The following is a 14054-nucleotide window of genomic DNA, read 5'->3' on the forward strand; positions in this document are numbered from 1 at the left end:
GACGATTAACTAAACTTTAGGGGCGCCCCTTCAACGCTAAACAACCCCAAAGCATATGAAAGTCCTATTGATTTGAGATCAATAGGACTTTTTTTTATGTTTAGCATCTATACTTTCACTCATGGGTCACAATTAGATATAAAATTATTTACAAAAATATAATTAAGTTTTTGTAAAAGCTGGCGATATAGCTTGTAACATATTTATATCTGCATTATAACGTACGCCGTCCTGTTGTTGGTGGTAAGTGAATATTTAGTCGAGGGAAGTTATGAAGTTTAGTCAAAAGATTGTGGCAGCATCTTCAGCATTGTTGCTAGTTACGGTTTCGCTACTATCAATTCAACAGTTGTCTACAGTTAAGTCTGAAGTAGAGAGCCTAGTCTATAGCAGCTTGAACGAAATGGTTGTCGGGGTGAAGAACACGGTTTCATCTGAAATGGAGAGTAAGAAAGCACTCGCTCAGGCTGCAACAGAGGTGATTGAGATTAACCCTCAAGATCATGACTATATTAAAGCCGTTTTAGAGAAACCTAAGCTTAAGTCCAGCTTTTTAGCGGTTGGTCTTGGCTATAACGAAAATGGCTTCGTATTGGAAAATGACGACAGTTGGGATGTTGGACCTGATTATGATCCTCGTGTTCGTCCTTGGTTTATTGATGCTAAATCAAAAGGTCGTTTAGTCGTTACTGCTCCTTATATCGATGTATCGACAAAGAATGTGATTATTTCGATTGGGACGCCAGTTAGAGATAGCGGTCAGTTCACTGCTGGTATGTTTTACGATATGGAGCTAACAGGGCTAGCAGACCTTGTAAACAGCATTAACCTGTTAGATGCGGGTTACTTGTTTATCGTGACGGCTGATGGCACCACTATTGCTCACCCAGAAACGAAAAACAACGGTGAAAAACTATCAACATATATGCCAGAAGCACAAATTAAAGAAGGGATTCAAAATGTTGAGATCAATGGATCTCCGTTCCTAATTCAATTTATGCAAGTACCATCAGAAAACTGGTATGTAGGTGCGATTGTTGATGAATCTATCGCATTTGCTGCGATTGATAAGTTACGCAATAACTCAATTATCTATACCTTAATTGGGGTTATTCTAAGTGTCATCGGTTTAACGCTATTGATTCGTGCATTACTGCGTCCACTGGGTACATTAAATGCCGCGATTCAAGATGTTGCCTCTGGTCAAGGTGATTTAACCAAACGTATAGACACAAACACAGATGCTGAGTTTGCTGAACTAGCTAAGGGCTTTAACCAGTTTACGGAAACACTGCAAAACCAAATTATTCAGTCGAAGAGTATCGGTAGCGAGATCATGAGTGGTACAGAGATGATTGTACACGGCGCTCATGAATCTGCTGATGCGATGCGTAGCCAGTTGCAAGAACTAGAGCAACTAGCAACCGCGATGAATGAGATGGCCGTGACGGCAACCGAAGTTGCAAACAACGCACAAGGGGCAGCAGGTGCAGCCCAACAAGCGGATGATGCGACAGAAGTGGGTTCTAAAGTAGTAAGTGAAACCACGATTTCGATTGATAATTTGTCGGCTCGTATCGATCAAGCGGTTGAAGAGGTGAAAGGGTTAGAGTCTGCAACAGCAAACATCGAAACAATATTGAAAGTAATCAACGATATTGCCGATCAAACAAACTTACTTGCATTGAATGCTGCGATTGAGGCTGCCCGAGCGGGAGAGTCAGGACGTGGTTTTGCCGTGGTTGCGGATGAAGTTCGTACTCTTGCACAAAGAACTCAGGAGTCTACGACAGAGATCCGTAGCATGATTGAGCAACTGCAAGCGGGTGCTAGTTCAGTATCAGCAGCAATGAATGAGAGTAAAACAACAGCTGTTGATGCGGTGGATAAAGCACAAGCAGCAAACGCTTCACTTGAAAGTATCCGCAGTGCGATTCAGCAAATATCTGATATGAATCTACAAATTGCTTCAGCGGCGGAAGAGCAAAGCCTTGTTGCTGAAGAGATCAATAACAACACGGTGAAAATTAAAGACTTATCTACACAAGTAGCTGATTCTGCAGAAAACACCAACACTGCGATGCAAACTCAAAAAGAGAATATTCATCAGCAAGATGCGTTGTTGAATAAGTTTATCGTTTAGAAGAACTAGACATTAAAAGTGTATTACTTCGCTTGAAACAAAAATGCCAGCTCTAATAAGAGCTGGCATTTTTTATAATATTAACTATTACGACGCGTTTTCGTTTAAGTAATCAAGTACCACTTCATGGTGCGTCTTAGTTTTGAACTTATTGAAAACATGTTCAATAACGCCTTCTTCATTAATGAGAAAGCTGATGCGGTGAAGACCGTCATATACCTTACCCATAAATTTCTTGGTTCCCCAAACACCGAACTGATCTGCAGCAATGTGCTCTTCATCAGACAGTAGTGTGAAGTTTAAGTTATCGCGCTCAATGAACTTGCCTAAACGTTTAACAGGGTCGATGCTTGCACCTAATACCACAACATTATGAGCATCAAGCTCAGCTTTAATGTCGCGAAGACCTTGTGCCTGTGTTGTACAACCGGGCGTCATCGCTTTTGGGTAGAAATAGAAAAGCACTTTCTTCCCACTAAAATCGCTAATTGAAACGGTATTGCCATCTTGATCTAGAAGAGAGACGTTTGGAGCTGGAGTGCCAGCAGTCAAAGTGTTCATTGATATTCCTTTCTATTGACTGTTTTTAATAAAATTGAGTGAGCCTTGCACAGAATGTGACTGACAAAACAGGGTAAATTCTTCCTGAAGCTGCATTAAGTTACATTGAGAGTCGACAGCGGCCGTTAGTGCGATATGAAATTGATCACTATCGAGTTCGATTTTAGATTTATTGATTGTCTGTGCGCTTAATGAAGCAAGGCCAATATTTCGATCGGCAAAGAACTGAGTAAACTCTTCGGTGAGTCCCATTCTATCATCCGATTCAACGAAAACTTCCAGAGTGTACGCATGATCAACGGTAGCGTGTGGCGAGGTTCGCTTCATCATGGTGATGAGATCATGCTCTTGACCAAGCAGTGGCAGTGTTGTCTCTACACGCGTAATACAGTTAGCACTTCCTGAAATGAGCATTAGTAGCGTAAATTCGTTACCAAATAGAGCAATACGGCTATCGATGATATTGCATCCTGACTGAGTCACGAGGTGTACGACTTGATTCGATACTCCGGGACGGTCAGTGCCGACTGCAGTAATCACTAGATGTTGAGTCATAATATCACGTTAAAGTAGGGTTATAAGAGAGTATGTTAGCACAGATGCTTGTAGAACCTTGTCTAGCACAATGGTTTTAGATGCAGAACTGTGTGAGGAGACACGCTGTTTTTTACAGGAGATATGTTGCGCTGATTGTCCTCCTGTCATTATTTCCCAAGAATATAGGTGAATAACTATGCCGGAGGTCAAACATGTGGTAAATATTCAATATATCAGGTGGTTTATACGCGCTTAATCCCTTGTATTAAGGAAGGGCCTTAAAGTACCATGCAGAAAGTATCAAATTATGGAGAAAGACATGTTTTCAGGAAGTATTGTTGCATTAATTACACCGTTTAATTCCAGTGGTGAGGTCGATTACATAAGCCTGAAAAAATTGGTCGATTTCCATGTGAAGGCTGGTTCAGATGGTCTGGTAGCGGTAGGCACAACTGGCGAGTCTGCAACGCTTACTGTTGAAGAGCATGTGAAAGTGGTAAATAAAGTCGTTGAGTTTGCTGCAGGACGTATTCCTATTATTGCAGGTACAGGCGCAAACGCGACACACGAATCGGTTACTTTTAGCCGTTTGCTCAATAATTCTGGCATTGTAGGTTGTTTGAGTGTGACGCCATACTACAACAAACCAACTCAAGAAGGTTTGTATCAACATTATAAGGCGATTGCTGAAGTTAGCGACGTTCCTCAGATTCTATATAATGTACCAGGCCGTACGGCTGTTGACCTATTACCAGAAACAGTGGCTCGACTTTCTAAGATTGAAAACATTGTTGCACTTAAAGATGCGACAGGTGATTTAGAAAGAGTTCAAATTCATCGTGAACTTTGTGGCGAAGATTTTATCTTACTAAGTGGTGATGATAGTACAGGTCTAGATTTTGTTAAGCTAGGTGGTCACGGTGTTATCTCTGTAACCAATAATATAGCCGCAGCTGATATGGCGAAAATGTTTAAGCTAGCAGCTGACAAACAGTGGGATGAAGCAGAAGCGATCAATCAGCGCTTAATGCCTCTGCACAAAGACTTGTTTGTTGAATCTAGCCCTATAGCTGTAAAGTGGGCAGCTAAGAAGCTTGGCTTGATTGATGATGCCACACTGAGATTACCACTGACCGATCTATCAGAGTCGGCACAACCTATTGTTAGTCAAGCGTTGACTGATTCAGGTGTTTACTAATTAACGAAAAGAATAGCCAAGATCGATGATCTTGGCTTTTTAGGAGTTTCAATGAAGTTTTCTCGCCAGCTAGTTATGACATCACTAGCTGTTTTTGTTTTAAGTGCATGTTCTAGCGACCCATCTTCACGCCGACAGGCTAAAGATGATTTTGAGTATTTGGATACCCCTGAATTCAAAGAGTGGCAGTCAACGGCAGATGCTCAACCGCATATTTATGATGACTATAAAATTCCTCAAGGGGAGTTCAACGGTGAAATTGGTCGCGATGTAGACATTCGCCCACCACAACAGATTCTAGAGTTAGTTCCTGGCGCTCGATTTGAACGTAACGATGGCGAAGTGACGCTGTGGTTATTGAACGAAGATGATGCTGATAAAGTGAGAGATACAGCGCTGACTTTGTTTGAAGAAAGGAATATTAAGCTTGTTGAGCACACAGATGAACGCATGGAAACTGATTGGTTTACATGGATCTCTGATGACGAAGATACTGAAATTGGTACTCGGACAGAGGTTAGTCGCGTCAATGCAAACAATCGTTTTGGTTTTAAAATTTCATTAGTTGAGTGGCGTGAAGCGAATAAGGTAATTCCTGTTTCAGCGATTAATAAAGAGCGCTATAACGTTCTTATGACTAACTTGGTCATGGCTCGATACGACTTAGAATTACGTGAAGAAGCCGCTCGTAAAGCTCAAGAAGCAGTGAAAAAGATTCCTATTAGTTTGGGTTCTGATCGTAGTGGTTTCCCTGTAATTATTGCTCGTACACCATATAACGTATTCTGGCAGCGTCTACCTGAGTTGTTACCGTCAATGGGCTTTACCATTGAGGCGAGAAATCAATCTCAAGGTACAGTGAAAGCGAAGTATGCGTCACCAGACGACAGCTTCTGGGAAGATATTGGCGTTAAACCGATTGAGCTGAAAGGTGGTACTTATAACTTCCTATTTGGTGATCTTGGTAACCGTACTTCCATTAACGTAACGGACTCAGCAGGTAAGCCAGTTGAAGAGCAGTTATTAGCGGATATGGTGCCAGTTATAGCGGCAATGATTGAGAAGTAATTACTCAATAAGCTATTGATTAAATATAAAAAGGAGCGTAGATACGCTCCTTTTTTTGTCTATTTTTTTTCAGTATCAGTATCAGTATCAGTATCAGTATCAATGTTAGCGTTTGGATCGGCAGGCTCTAATTCATCACTAGGATCTTTTTTCTTTGTTAGATCTTTCTTCGGCTGCCCAATTTTCAGTTTAGAGACCCATTTTAAAGCCATTATGTTACTGACCATAAAGCCCATTGCGAGAAAAGAGATGACCCAAGGGTTGGTTAGAAGATCCATTATGGCTCCTCAGTCGTCGTATTAGTTATATTCGCGACATTCGTTATATATTGAGTATAGATACTATCTAGTGAACTAAGCACGCTATCCATAGCAAGAATGGGGCGCTGTTCTAACTGATTTCTCAGCAGATCAACAGAAAGCTGTGAGATACACACATCACTTTGCCTAATGTGGCTTACATGCCATGGCTCGACAGCGACACCACCACGCTCCTCACTGTAAGGGAAATAGAATCTAAAGTGATGAAGATTTGATGATAACCAAACATAGAAGTTGTGTTGATGCCCGCTTAAATACTCCCACGGCTCAAGTTGAAGCGTGGTATTGATGGGGATTGAAGAGGCGTCATATAAATCAAAATCGGTGCCCCAATGGTGACGACTGGCACCTGGAAGCGCTGACCATCGAAGGATAGCACTTACTTTTTGTTCTTCGGTCAGATTTGTTGCATCGATAGGCTGACTGTCTGAATCTAAAATCGGACGCTCACCTGAGATTTTACTATTCCAAATCGCAGCTTGACGCTCAAAGCTTCGAAAACCACTGGCGATACATAAATTAAAACCAGCTTTCATTGCTGCCTTCTTAAGCTCAAGAAGATCCCGAACTACCTCGTGATGCACCTGAAACTGCTTCTTACCAATCAAAACATCAGTAAGGTGCGTATCCGTTTGTCCAGTGAGCTGCTCGGGAGTCATCATTAGCCTAATAGGTTCTCAAGAGTTTTCTCTAACATGTCAGTCAACTTTTCTAGATCAGAAATGCTGACACACTCGTTAACTTTGTGGATGGTTGCGTTGACTGGACCTAACTCAACAACCTCTGTTTTTTTACTCATCGGTGCGATGAAACGAGCGTCAGATGTTCCACCAGTCGTGAGTAGTTCCGGTTTCTTATGGTTAACATCTTCAACCGCTTTGACAACGGCTTCTAAAAGTTTACCTTCATCGGTTAAGAAAGGCTGGCCACTCAGAGTCCAGTTGAGTTCATAATCGAGCCCGTGAGCATCAATGATTGAGTGGACGCGCTGCTTAATATCAGCATCGGTTAACTCAGTGCTGAAGCGGAAGTTAAACTGAACATTAAACTCGCCCGGAATGACATTTGAAGCGCCTGTACCTGAATGCAAGTTCGGGATTTGAAAGCTAGTCGGTGGGAAGAACTCATTACCGTTATCCCACTTGGTTGCCGCCAGTTCAGCTAACGCTGGTAACGCTTGGTGTACCGGGTTGTTAGCAAGATGAGGGTAGGCAACATGGCCTTGAATCCCTTTTACTTTGAGATCGCCGGTAATTGAACCACGACGGCCATTTTTAACCACATCACCGATAGCATGCGTGCTTGAAGGTTCCGCCACAATGCACATATCGATAATTTCGTTACGAGCTATCAAGGTATCAACAACACGAGTGGTACCATTGATAAACGGTCCCTCTTCATCGGATGTAATAAGGAAAGCAATTGAACCTTTATGATCTGGGTTGTTGGCAATAAATTGTTCAACCGCAACAACCATTGATGCTAGAGAACCTTTCATATCCGCTGCGCCGCGTCCATGTAGGTAGCCATCAATAATAGTGGGTTCAAAAGGAGGCGTGTGCCAATGTTCCAGATTACCAGCTGGAACGACATCTGTGTGTCCAGCGAACGTAAATAGCGGCGCTTCTGTGCCACGACGAGCCCAAAAATTGGTGGTATCTTCAAATACCATCACTTCGATTTTAAATCCTAACGCTTCTAGACGTTCGATCATTACTTGTTGGCATCCGGCATCTTCTGGTGTTACTGATTCGCGACTCATTAAGTCTTTTGCAAGCGCCAGAGTTGGGCTATCTGTCATCCTTGGTGTCCTATTCATAATTATTTAAAGATTGATTGGTATTGTTCGGCCTTAAAACCAAGATGTAACTCTTCATCTATCGCCAAGATTGGTCGTTTAATCATAGCTGGCTGCTCTACAAGTAGCTTAATGGCTGATTGAACGTCTAATGCGTCTTTTTGTTCTTGAGTGAGTTGGCGATAAGTCGTACCGCGTTTGTTCACTACTTTTTCCCAGTCTAAGCTAGTGCAAAATTGAGTCACAAGTTCGCTGTCTACACCTTGCTTTCTGTAGTCATGAAATACGAATTCGATGTTATTGGCGTCAAGCCACTTTTTGGCTTTCTTTATGGTATCGCAGTTAGGGATCCCATACATGGTGATGGTCATATTGATTTCAATATCAGCAAATTAATCAGTGTAGAAATCCTAACAGGAAGTGAGCTAGGACACAAAACGAGAAAGTTAATATTTTATAGGGTAAAAAAAATAGGTATCAAATTGTTTCGATTAAAAAGAAGTTGATCAAACGCACGTGTTTATTTTTAAAAAAAGCAAATAATAGTTAGGAACCACTAGGAGATGTAATCAATGGAATTGAGTCCTGTTTTTGCAAGACGTTTGTATTTGGCTCTGTTAGTTGAAAGTATTGAAAGACCAAACGTACCGAAACTTATCGAGAAAACGGGCTGGCCCCGTCGCACCATTCAAGATGTACTTAAAGCATTGCCCGGCATAGGTATTGAATTGATGTTTGTGCAAGATGGTCGTCGACATAACGATGGCTATTACCAGCTTTCAGATTGGGGACCTTTTGACAGTCAGTGGGTGTTGGAAAGACAGACCGACATAGCTGAAAGTCTAGGTTTTGAAGCTTAAGCCAGCATTGCTGGCTTTTTTATTTTTGCGATCCAACTAAACTTTTCTTCTTAGCTGAACTAGCTAGTTAAATTAACTAGAAGATCGGCAGCGGTAAGCCATACCAAAAACCGTAAATGACGTCGCAAAATCCTGAGGGTTAACTAGATATATAGTATCAGCCCCTAAAGCAAGGGCTTGATTCTTAACGTCAAAGAGTGCACCTTGTATCAACACATCATTTGGAAAGAATAGATAGCTATACCAGTGACCTTCACTTCCGGTCACTTCTCCTAGCACCTCACAGTTATCTGCATTAAAGCCATAATCCATTCTTATCGAGATATCATGAATACCTTCACTGGCGGTCATTGTTGGCGTTGAACAACCGGATAGAATGATACCCGTAAGCAGCACTGTTCCTATTTTCTTAATCAAACTACGTTCCTCAAACATAACCACGACCTATTGCTGAGTCATATAGGTAATAAAACCAGCCCAACTGACAACGAGCAGCATCCAAGGAAGCACAGACGGCTTTGTATTACTGTCAGCAGGTTGCTGATTTTCCGTTGCATCATTAGCTGTATTATCAGTCGTCTGTTTCAATTTTTGAGTTTTCTTTTTCGCTTTATCTGCTTGTCGGTTGCGCTCTTTTTGCTGTTTTTTATATTGAGCGATCCCTTTTTCAATTCCTTGAGCAATTAACTTAGTTTGCTCTTTTGTTTGGCCTTGTTTCTGGTTCGACTTAGCGATTTTCATAGCTTGTTGCTGAGTCTCTTCTGAAGGGGTAACTTTGTTTTTCATTGGATATAGTGCTAGTTGATCAAGGTTATCAATAGGGTATCACGATATACTCAAAGTTGGATGTCAGAAAGTGTAAATGAAGAGGAACAGCATGCACAGTGGTGCCTTATTATTGTTACTAGTTGCGATTGTGGCCATCGTAGTGATTTTATCTCAGTCAACCTCTCATGCTAAACGTAAAGCGATTGGCTTCATATCCATCACTTCAGCAATAACAGCCTCACTGTTTTTCGTGCTGTATCAACCGATGCCGGAAGAAGCAGTGCAAGAAGAACAACCTCAAATGCACTCAGATTTTATGTCTGATATTCAAGCTAAATTGAGTGAAGATCCTAATCAGGGTGAATTGTGGTTTCAGTTAGGGCATGGCTATATGCTCGAAAATGAATTTAAATCGGCATTAACCAGCTTTGATTACTCTATTCGACTCTCATCTCAAATATCAGCTAATCAACTGGCTGCAAAAGCAAGTGCACTGTATTACCTTCACTCCCAAAGAATAAGTCCAGAAGTCGAAGACCTTTTACAAAGAGCGTTAGATTTGGATTCAACCAATACTACCGCACTGACACTGATTGCCAATGACCACTTTGTGAGTTTTCGTTATCAACAGGCGATTGATATGTGGGTTCGTTTGTTAGACTCTCAACAAACAGACTTAGATAGAGTCGCGATTATTGGCTCGATTAATCAGGCTAAATCTCTTATTGCTAATCGTTAATCAATAACGGTATTACTATTTAGTAATAAGTGCGTGTGAGCCCCTCTAGCGATCAAGCAGTAAGAAAAACTCAATTGCAGACACTAACGCTAAAAATATGGCCATTCCTTTCCAAAATAGCACCGGGTTTCGTTTGAGCAACGGCTGAACTTGCGCGGCTTTTATGAGTTTAGGGTTTGGTGTGTAGAGGTCATGGATAAACTCACTCAAAACATGGTAGCGCTGACTTGGCGAAGGGTTACACGCCTTTTGAATACTGAGGTCAAACCAAGTCGGTACATCACGACGTTGTGAAGCGAGAGAGCGATATTGCCAATTGTGATGACGAGCCGATTGAACAGTTTGCCCCTTAATTGGTGGATACGGACGTTTTCCACAAAGCATTTCATAACCAATCACCGCGATAGAAAATAGATCACTGGAAATTGAACTGATGCCATTTTGTAGATACTCAGATGCGGCGTAATTGACATCACCTAACGGTATTGCTTCTTTCGGTTCAGTCACCCCTTCTTCTAAGCTACTGACCTTTACCGAACCAAAATCGATAAGTTTGATGCTGCCGTTATCGAGGATCATGATATTTTCGGGCTTGAGGTCTCGATGAACCATTTCAGCACGCTGTAATACTCTAATGGCTTTAATCAACTCATCCATTAGGGTTCGTACTTTTTCTAAGGAAGGGCTAGGGTTATCGTACATCCACTGCCTAAGTGTTATCCCATCAATATACTCACAAAGTTGATAGCAAAATTTGGAATCGATAGGCGTCGGATAGACTTTCATTATTCGGCTGTTATTGAGTTGGCTACCCACCCAGTATTCATTTGAAAACTGAGAAAGTACATCATGGTCGTCAATGTAATTCAGTGATGGCGCTTTGAGCACAAAGGACTGAAAGTTGTTCTTATCGTGAACAAGATAAACATGGCTGCGAGGACCTGCATAGAGCACCTTGTCGACAATAAAGTTATCTATTTTGTTGTTCGCTACCATAGCGGGCGGAATGGCTTTTTTGATCAGTTGTTTTTGATGTTCGAATAAAGACTGCTGAGGTAGTTGCTTCACATCGATGATTAAACAGCTTAAGTTATCATGGCTGCCGTTCGTTAGCGCTAATTGACAGAACCCGTTACTGATTTCTTCGTGTGAATGTTCTTGTTGCGTCGCCAATTGACTAAATTCAGATTGAGATAAAAAATCATGCACGCCGTCGGTGGTGAGGATAAAACGATCGTTGACTTGCAGTGTCACCGTTTGATAATCGACTTCGAGCTGGTTATCGATCCCTAGAGCTCTGGTCAAATAGGAACCTTTGCCAAAATTGGTTCTTTGGTGGTCACGAGTTAATAGACGAAGCTTGTTATCTCTTAAGCGATAGATACGGCTGTCGCCAATATGAAAAATATGTGCGGTATTGGATTTGAAGATGACTGAGCTGAGGGTTGTCACTAACCCATTATGATTAAGGTTCTGCTTCTGGCCTTGAGAGAATAACCAAGAGTTTAAAGCGGAAACAATTTTACTGGCTGAGTGTTTAACGCTCCAAGTATCTGGAGTGGCGTAATAATCGGTAATGAATTGCATGGTTGCGGTGTGACTGGCTTTTTGCCCTTGTTCGCTACAGCTAACACCATCAGCAATACAAGCAACGATACCTTTATGTTCTAGTTCAGTTTTTTGTGCCGGGCTTTTCACCAAAAAAGCATCTTGATTCTCATCTCTTAGCCCTGTCAGTGATGTACCACCAAAAGTGACAGAGAGTGAAGCTTCGGTTTGAATGTTGTTTACGCCCATTATTTATCCCCGTTCTTTATCTCTATTCTTTAGCAAAAGTCATTTTATTTTAAAACTGAACAAAAGCCCTGCTGGAGCAGAGCTTCTGAACGATATTGGCAGTCAGTATTATTACGACAGGGCATAAAATGGTGTGCAAGCACTCTGTGCCCTAATAATTCAGAGGAACCAATATCCCCGATTTTTATAATGCCTAGCTATGATTGATGCTAATGAGACACATCAATCATAGTGACACTACCATCTTCATTGACCTCTGCAATTTGACCATTTGGCTCTTCCATCATCAGTAATGTGGCAAATCCAACCACCGCTGTACCGGCAATCACAAAGAAGAAGGTGCTGTAGTCTACAAATGATAAGACCGTGAGATAAACCACTGCTCCCACGTTACCATATGCGCCTGTCATCCCAGCGATCTGTCCGGTCATTCTGCGCTTGATTAATGGTACTGTCGCAAACACAGCCCCTTCACCCGCTTGAACAAAGAAAGAACATGCCATCGCAGCAGCAACAGCTAACCATAGCGGCCAATCACTCTCTACTTGCCCCATTAAAAAGTAACCGATGGCGAGACCTGCAGTCAGAATTAGTAGCGTCGGCTTACGACCACACCTATCAGAGATCCAACCGCCACCAGGGCGAGACATCAAGTTCATAAAGGCGTATGCGGATGCAACCATACCGGCCATGACTGGGGTTAATTCAAACGTCTCAGAAAAGAACAGCGGTAGCATTGAGATCACAGCAAGCTCAGAGCCAAAAGTCGCAAAATACAAAATATTAAGCACAGCAACCTGCTTGAATTTATAGCGATGAATCTCAGGCACTGGTTCGGTGAAGATATTCTTATTTACTTTCCACACTTGGCTGACTTCGTAGGCGTATAAAAGTACTAACGATAGGTAGAGACAAGTGATAGTAAAGTCGGACAGCATGCCGATACCTGAAGGCGATAATTTCCATCCAAGTAACGCAAGCGCAGCGTACATTGGAATCTTCATAATAAGCAGGAAATAGAAATCGCCCTTACTGGTGACTTCCATTGCCGTTAAGTGCTTAGGCCTGAAATAGGTTGCGCCTTTTGGTGTGTCTTCTACATTGGCGTAGAAAATAAAAGAGAAAGCTAAGCTCATTAACCCAGTAATGCCGACAGCGTAACGCCACCCTTCATCGCCACCGAATACGAGTGCTAGAGTAGGAAGGCTAAATGCAGCGGCCGCAGAGCCAAAGTTGCCCCAGCCACCGTAGATGCCTTCTGCTGTCCCTAGTTCATCGTGAGGAAACCATTCAGAAACGAGTCGGATACCGATAACGAAACCCGCACCAATAAAGCCAATTAGGAAACGAGCAATAGCCGCTTGGATAAAGGAATTGGCAAACGCAAACATGAAACACGGAATGGAACAGACCGCGAGCAAGGCTGAGTAGACAATTTTTGGGCCGTATTTGTCGGTAAGCATACCGATTAATACTCGCGCAGGAATGGTTAACGCGACATTGAGTATGAGCAGGGTTTTGATTTCTTCATTGGTCAAACCAAGTGTTTCTTTGACCATTGATAATAAGGGAGCAAAGTTAAACCACACGACAAATGTGATAAAAAATGCCATCCAACTGAGGTGCAATACCTTCATTTTTCCTTTAAAAGAAAATAACGAAAAGGCTGTACTATCCATAGTAATTGATCCTGATAGGCGAAGTTTTTGAATGAGCCACTGTTTTTCATAACTGCTGTTGTTTCACAGTTCCAATTATTTCAGATCGACTCATTCTGGTTATCTATTCTCATCGTCTGACGCAATGCATCCGTTGATGAAATTCTAATTGAGTCATTAAGCCGCGACGGATTCAGGCAACTGAACTTGAACCTTGTTGTCGTTAAGTCGCACAGGGTATGTGGCTAACTGATGTTGAGGCTCTTCAAGACATACACCTGTTTCCAAATTGAAGTGCTGCTTATACAGCGGCGACGCGACGCATGGCTCATCGTTCAATGAACCGATGATGCCTCGCGAGATAACGTTCGCACCGCTGAATGGGTCTAAATTAGATAGCGCATATAGCTTACTGTTTCGACCACAGTAAAAGATGGCGACTTGCTCTTCCTCGACCTTGGCACAAACGCCCATATTTGGGGTTAAATCTTCTGTTAAACAAACGGTAATCCAGTTTTCCATGAGTTTTCTCCTAATCATTACTTAATCTTAAATATCCCCTTAGTACTTGAACGTGCAGCTTTGTTAACGGCGCTTATTCCCCCCA

The 14054-nt window shown here is 42.1% G+C and carries 16 protein-coding genes; 5 read left to right on the top strand and 11 right to left on the bottom strand.

All coding sequences use genetic code 11. From position 1 onward, the window contains the following. The first annotated feature begins 271 nt into the window (after positions 1-271). Entirely contained in the window at positions 272-2143 is a 1872-nt protein-coding gene (locus tag L4C54_RS09330; RefSeq protein WP_428800839.1) for a methyl-accepting chemotaxis protein, read from the top strand. 87 nt (positions 2144-2230) lie between these two features. On the opposite strand, the gene bcp is transcribed toward L4C54_RS09330, so the two are convergent. Both bcp and L4C54_RS09340 read right to left on the bottom strand, forming a co-directional pair. Further along, a complete protein-coding gene (gene bcp, locus L4C54_RS09335) occupies positions 2231-2704 on the bottom strand; it encodes a thioredoxin-dependent thiol peroxidase (protein ID WP_428807983.1) in 474 nt (157 codons plus the stop codon). 12 nt (positions 2705-2716) lie between these two features. Continuing rightward, complete coding sequence (locus L4C54_RS09340) at positions 2717-3259, bottom strand: glycine cleavage system transcriptional repressor (RefSeq protein ID WP_428807984.1); 543 nt, start codon at positions 3257-3259, stop codon at positions 2717-2719. A gap of 301 nt (positions 3260-3560) precedes the next feature. On the opposite strand from L4C54_RS09340, the gene dapA reads away from it, so the two are divergent. Next, positions 3561-4439 carry a 4-hydroxy-tetrahydrodipicolinate synthase gene (dapA, locus tag L4C54_RS09345; RefSeq protein WP_428800836.1) on the top strand — a complete coding sequence of 293 codons (879 nt, stop codon included), beginning with the start codon at positions 3561-3563 and terminating at the stop codon, positions 4437-4439. A 51-nt stretch (positions 4440-4490) separates the two neighbouring features. Then, positions 4491-5507 (top strand): outer membrane protein assembly factor BamC, encoded by a 1017-nt coding sequence (gene bamC / locus L4C54_RS09350; RefSeq protein WP_428807985.1) that lies wholly within the window; start codon positions 4491-4493, stop codon positions 5505-5507. Between the two features lie 59 nt (positions 5508-5566). Here the strand turns inward: bamC and L4C54_RS09355 are convergent, their stop codons facing one another. Genes L4C54_RS09355 through L4C54_RS09370 form a run of 4 tightly spaced genes read right to left on the bottom strand, consistent with a single transcriptional unit; the run spans position 5567 to position 7996 of the window. Then, positions 5567-5785 (bottom strand): DUF2897 family protein, encoded by a 219-nt coding sequence (locus L4C54_RS09355; RefSeq protein WP_428807986.1) that lies wholly within the window; start codon positions 5783-5785, stop codon positions 5567-5569. Continuing rightward, a complete protein-coding gene (locus tag L4C54_RS09360) occupies positions 5785-6486 on the bottom strand; it encodes a M15 family metallopeptidase (protein WP_428808278.1) in 702 nt (233 codons plus the stop codon). Before L4C54_RS09360 ends, L4C54_RS09355 begins: the two co-directional genes overlap by 1 nt. Before the next feature lie 2 nt (positions 6487-6488). Beyond that, entirely contained in the window at positions 6489-7628 is a 1140-nt protein-coding gene (dapE, locus tag L4C54_RS09365) for a succinyl-diaminopimelate desuccinylase (RefSeq protein WP_428807987.1), read from the bottom strand. Positions 7629-7648: 20 nt separating this feature from the next. Continuing rightward, the gene (locus tag L4C54_RS09370; RefSeq protein ID WP_428807988.1) at positions 7649-7996 is read right to left on the bottom strand and encodes an ArsC family reductase; all 348 of its coding nucleotides are present in this window, start codon (positions 7994-7996) and stop codon (positions 7649-7651) included. Between the two features lie 201 nt (positions 7997-8197). On the opposite strand from L4C54_RS09370, the gene L4C54_RS09375 reads away from it, so the two are divergent. Beyond that, positions 8198-8485: a winged helix-turn-helix domain-containing protein gene (locus L4C54_RS09375; RefSeq protein ID WP_428800831.1), complete on the top strand. Its 288-nt coding sequence runs from the start codon at positions 8198-8200 to the stop codon at positions 8483-8485. Between the two features lie 72 nt (positions 8486-8557). On the opposite strand, the gene L4C54_RS09380 is transcribed toward L4C54_RS09375, so the two are convergent. Both L4C54_RS09380 and L4C54_RS09385 read right to left on the bottom strand, forming a co-directional pair. Continuing rightward, complete coding sequence (locus tag L4C54_RS09380) at positions 8558-8920, bottom strand: DUF4156 domain-containing protein (protein ID WP_428807989.1); 363 nt, start codon at positions 8918-8920, stop codon at positions 8558-8560. 9 nt (positions 8921-8929) lie between these two features. Further along, complete coding sequence (locus L4C54_RS09385; RefSeq protein WP_428807990.1) at positions 8930-9271, bottom strand: DUF2956 domain-containing protein; 342 nt, start codon at positions 9269-9271, stop codon at positions 8930-8932. A 91-nt stretch (positions 9272-9362) separates the two neighbouring features. On the opposite strand from L4C54_RS09385, the gene L4C54_RS09390 reads away from it, so the two are divergent. After that, complete coding sequence (locus tag L4C54_RS09390) at positions 9363-9992, top strand: TPR domain-containing protein (protein WP_428808279.1); 630 nt, start codon at positions 9363-9365, stop codon at positions 9990-9992. A gap of 45 nt (positions 9993-10037) precedes the next feature. Here the strand turns inward: L4C54_RS09390 and L4C54_RS09395 are convergent, their stop codons facing one another. The 3 genes from L4C54_RS09395 to nirD all read right to left on the bottom strand — a co-directional run bounded on the left by L4C54_RS09395 (position 10038) and on the right by nirD (position 13969). After that, positions 10038-11789, bottom strand: a complete 1752-nt coding sequence (locus tag L4C54_RS09395; protein WP_428807991.1) for a bifunctional protein-serine/threonine kinase/phosphatase — start codon at positions 11787-11789, stop codon at positions 10038-10040. A gap of 209 nt (positions 11790-11998) precedes the next feature. After that, entirely contained in the window at positions 11999-13468 is a 1470-nt protein-coding gene (locus tag L4C54_RS09400) for a NarK family nitrate/nitrite MFS transporter (protein WP_428807992.1), read from the bottom strand. A 156-nt stretch (positions 13469-13624) separates the two neighbouring features. Next, positions 13625-13969 carry a nitrite reductase small subunit NirD gene (gene nirD / locus L4C54_RS09405; protein ID WP_428807993.1) on the bottom strand — a complete coding sequence of 115 codons (345 nt, stop codon included), beginning with the start codon at positions 13967-13969 and terminating at the stop codon, positions 13625-13627. Positions 13970-14054: the final 85 nt, after the last annotated feature.

Source organism: Vibrio lamellibrachiae, from assembly GCF_050337265.1.
GTDB lineage: Bacteria > Pseudomonadota > Gammaproteobacteria > Enterobacterales > Vibrionaceae > Vibrio > Vibrio kyushuensis.